The 4,441-nt window shown below is 72.1% G+C and carries 3 protein-coding genes; 1 reads left to right on the top strand and 2 read right to left on the bottom strand.

Annotated elements, in window-relative coordinates:
• Nucleotides 1-552: ATP-binding protein (locus AC08OP_RS21255; protein ID WP_476615794.1), on the bottom strand; the 552-nt coding region annotated here is incomplete at its 3' end.
• A 259-nt stretch (nucleotides 553-811) separates the two neighbouring features.
• Entirely contained in the window at nucleotides 812-3,127 is a 2,316-nt protein-coding gene (locus tag AC08OP_RS21250) for a SpoIIE family protein phosphatase (RefSeq protein WP_476615793.1), read from the bottom strand.
• 172 nt (nucleotides 3,128-3,299) lie between these two features.
• Here AC08OP_RS21250 and AC08OP_RS21245 point away from each other — a divergent pair.
• Nucleotides 3,300-4,441: HAMP domain-containing protein (locus AC08OP_RS21245; protein ID WP_476615792.1), on the top strand; the 1,142-nt coding region annotated here is incomplete at its 3' end.

The raw sequence follows: 4,441 nt of genomic DNA, 5'->3' as shown, positions 1-4,441 counted from the left end.
CGACCCGTCGGCGGACGACGGCCCCTCGGGCAGCGAGGAGTTCCCGGCGTCCGGGGATGCCGCGCCGTCGGCTTCGGGGACGGAGGTGGACCGCCGACCCATCACCGGCGCCGGCAGAACCGGCACGGGCAGGTCGAACCACAGGTACTTCCCTGACTCGACCGCCACCGTCCCCCAGCTGCCCGCCAACGTGTCGAGAACCAGCAGGCCGCGACCGCCCTCGGCGTCCGGCGCGGCCTCACGCCGCTGCGGCAGGACCGTCGAGGTGTCCGACACGGACGCGTGGATCAGACCGGGCCGTATCTCGATGAGCAGCCACAGCGGCGGCTGCCCGTACTTGACCGCGTTCGTCACGAGCTCACTGACGAGCAGCTCGGCGGTGCCGCGCACGTCCTCGGGAAGGTCCGCCAGCCGGATGCCCTCACGGAGCACCCTGCGGGCCTGCGGGACGGCGGAGGGCAGATAGGGGAGCTCGGCGAGTATGTGGGTTGCGGGTGGGCAACTGGACGTTGCCTGCCGTACCACATCCATCGGGACCGAAAACGCGCTCATCGACCACCAAGCCTGTGCGAGGATATCGAGGTGGCTCTACCCACTGGGTGGGGATTGAAGCCTCTGTTTCCGGATCGCACCTCTTGAGGCCATGCCGATACGGCATCCGGCACGGCGCCCGGTGGTGTCTCCTCTCCGTGGGCCCTTCGTGCCCGTGGGGCCCGGGCCTTCGTGCCCGTGGGGTCCGGGGGGCCCGCAGTACGCCCGCGGGCGTACCGGAGGTGCCCTCGGAGGTAGCCCGGAGCGCCCATCATGCCGGTCAGCCGGGCACGCGCGCCACGAGGATCGCGACGTCGTCGCGCAGGTTGCCGCCGGCGAACCGCTCGGCGGCGGCCAGGACGCGATCCGCGATCCCCTGCGCTGACAGTCCCGCGCACCCCCCGATCGCGTCGAGGAGCCGGTCCTCGCCGAGCAGCTTCCCGCCATTGCGGGCCTCGATCACCCCGTCGGTGTAGAAGACCAGTGACTCGCCCGGGCGCAGGACGATCTCGAACCCCGGAAACGAGACCTCGTCGTCGTCGAGGACGCCGAGCAGGGTTCCCGGGCGACCGACGAGCGAGGCGTGCCCGTCAGCGTGCAGCACCACCGGCTGGGGATGGCCGGCGAGGAACAGCCGCAGTCGGATCCCGGTGCTGGTGCTGGTGCTGGTGCTGGTGCTGGTGCTGGTGTCGGTGTCGGTGTCGGCGGACTCGCTCCCCGCGGGTCCGCCGGCCGGCGCCATGATCGCGGCGGCGGCCAGGGTGCAGAACCGGCTCTGCCCGTTCGGATGAGACGACGTGGCGTCGCGCAGGGTCCGGTTCAACTCGAGCAGCACCTCGCCGAGCTCCGTACCCCGGCCCGTCAGCAGCCGCAGGACGGCGCGGGCCACCCCGGTCACGGTGGCGGCCTCTGCACCCTTGCCACAGACGTCGCCGATGGCGATCGTCCAGCCGAGCGGACCCGACAGCAGGTCGAAGAAGTCGCCGCCGACGTCGAGACCCGCCGACTGCGCGGCGCCATAGGCGGAACCGAGATCCAGTCCCTCGATCATCGGCAGCTCCGGTGGGCGCAGACCCGCCTGGAGCGTGCCGGCCAGTTCCACCTGCCGGCTGTAGAGCCGGGCGTTGTCGACCGCGAAGGCGGCCCGGCGCGCGAGGTCGGCGAGTAGATCGATCTCGTCCGCGGCGAAGGCGTTGCCCTCGGGGCGGCCGAGCGCGAGCACCCCGAGTACCCGCCGCCGGGCCCGCAGTACCATCACGAGCGCCGGTCCGCCGAGCGCGGTCAGCGAACGCACCCGGTCTCCGCTCGCGGAGCGCACCGCCGCCATCAACAGGCCGTCCGGGTCGACCGCGGCAGCGGTGAGGGCGCCCGCCGCGTTCTCCTCCGCGTGCGCCGCCGCCCACAGGGCGGGATCGGCGTTCTCCCGGTGCAGGTACACCGCGCACCACTGGGCCAACCGTGGGACCGGCAACCGCGCGAGCAGCGCCAGCGAGCGGCTCAGGTCCAGGCTGCCCGCCAGCAGATCGGACGCCTCGGCGAGGAAGGACAGCATCCCGATGCGGCGTTCCTCGGCGCGTCGCATGTCGCCGCCGCCGAGGGCCAGGGCCATCCATCGGGTCGTCAGGCGGATGCGTTCCACGTCCAGCCCGGCCGCCGCGGCGGCATCCGTCCAGCGGACCTCGCCAGAGACCTCCGCTCCGCCCGAACCGCCGGTGCCGCCCGAACCACTCGGGCGGCCGCCGGCCGCCGGCCAGAGCAGCAGTTCGCCGAGGCTCTCCTGCGTCGGATCCAGCGGGAACGAGAGCGCCTCGGTGACCGAGCTGACGGCCCCAAGCGTGGCCACGGTCTCCAACCGGCCGCCGTCGCGCCCGGGACGCCGCACCAGCCCAGCGGTTACCGCGAGCGCGTCCACCAGTTGCGCGAGCAGTTCGTTGACCTCGCCCTCGGCGGTGAGGGCACGGGCGGTGTCCCGGGCTATCAGCCGGACCGGACGCGCCGGTACCACGGGGGCCGGGGCCGCGCAGGGCGCGGGACTGGTCACAGCCACAGCGGGACTGGTCACAGCCACAGCGGGACTGGTCACAGCCACAGCGGGCGAGGACGAGGACGCGGACGACGAGGCACCGGTGGCCTCGTCGTCGCCCGCCGCCGGGGTGTGCGAGCCGTCGCCGACGGTTCCCAGGCGGAACCAGACGGTCTTGCCGCCGCGGCCGTGCTCGGTCCCCCAGCTCGTCGCGAGCGCGTCAACGAGGGCGAGGCCGCGGCCGTCCTCGCGCAGCCCGTCGATGCCGAAGTCGGCGTCCCCGACCTTCTTTACCCGGGCCATGCCGATGCGGACCGGATGCCGGTCGGCAACCCCGACCCGCACGCCGTCACCGTCCGCGCGCACCTCCACGGTGGCCGAGGTGCCCGCGTGCACGACGACATTGGTGACCAGCTCGGTGACGAGCAGAAGCGCGGAGTCCAACAGGTCGTCGTCCAGCCGCCCGTGCAACGCCTCGAGCAGGAAGCGCCGGGCGGCCCGGGGGGAGTCGGGCGTCGGTGGCAACGCGATGGCGCGCGCCGGCATCGTCCCACCCCCTGCTGCGCCATACATGTGCTCAGTCTCTCCTGCGTTGTCCATCGTGAGGCGGATACTGGCGGCTGGTGTCACCTGTCCACCGACGCCGCCCCACGCTGGTGCCGGTGGGAGACCGCCCTTGACCCGGGTCCTCCGCCCGGCCCGGGATCCGGGACGATCGTGTCGACCGAGCTCAGGTAGGAGACCAATGAGCCCCGCATACGACCCGCAACCCTCGGCTCGTCATGATCTGGATGCACCCGGCGGTGACGCTACCGCGACCATCGTGCCCCATGCATCCCTTCCCGCGGACGACACTCGGGCGCCGATGGCCGCCGCCGACGAGCTGATCGCGGATCTCCTGCACGGGCTGACCCGCCTGTGCGAGGGCGACTTCTCGACCCGCCTCGCGGCGCGGGACGGCTACGCCGGTGACGTGGTGCGCAAGTTCGACGAGCTGGCCGCCATCCAGGAGCGCCACGCGCGTGAGTTGGCCCGGGTCAGCAAGGTGATCCGCCGTGACGGCCGGCTCACCCTGCGGATGGAGGATCTGGGCAGCCCCGGCGGCTGGTCCGACATGACGCGGGCGGTGAATTCCCTCATCGACGACCTGGCCCGGCCGACCCACGAGGTGGCGCGGGTCATAGCGGCGGTGGCCGAGGGGGACCTGTCCCAGCACATGGCGTTGGAGATCGCCGGCCAGCCGGTGCGTGGGGAGTTCCTGCGGATCGGCACCACGGTGAACACGATGGTGGACCAGTTGTCGTCGTTCGCGGACGAGGTGACCCGGGTCGCCCGTGAGGTGGGCACGGAGGGCAACCTGGGCGGGCAGGCCAAGGTCAAGGGCGTCTCGGGGGTCTGGCGGGACCTCACCGAGTCGGTGAATTCGATGGCGGGCAACCTGACCAGTCAGGTCCGCAACATTGCTCAGGTTACCACCGCGGTTGCGCAGGGTGATCTGAGTCAGAAGATCACCGTGGACGCCCGCGGCGAGATCCACGAACTGAAATCGACCGTCAACACGATGGTCGACCAGCTCTCCGCGTTCGCCGACGAGGTCACCCGGATGGCCAAGGAGGTCGGCACCGAGGGCAAGCTAGGCGGCCAGGCACAGGTCAAGGGCGTTTCCGGGGTCTGGCGCGACCTGACCGACTCGGTCAACGTCATGGCCGGCAACCTCACCACCCAGGTTCGCAGCATCGCCGAGGTCGCGGCGGCCGTGGCCCGCGGCGACCTCACCCGGCAGATCACCGTCGACGCCCGGGGTGAGGTCGCGGGCCTCGCGCACACCCTGAACACGATGGTGGACCAGTTGTCGTCGTTCGCGGACGAGGTGACCCGGGTCGCCTG

The sequence above is a fragment of the Frankia sp. CeRuru1 genome, from assembly GCF_977966315.1.
The sequence above is the reverse complement of the archived record's forward strand: the minus strand, read 5'-3'. Positions and strand labels throughout refer to the sequence as shown.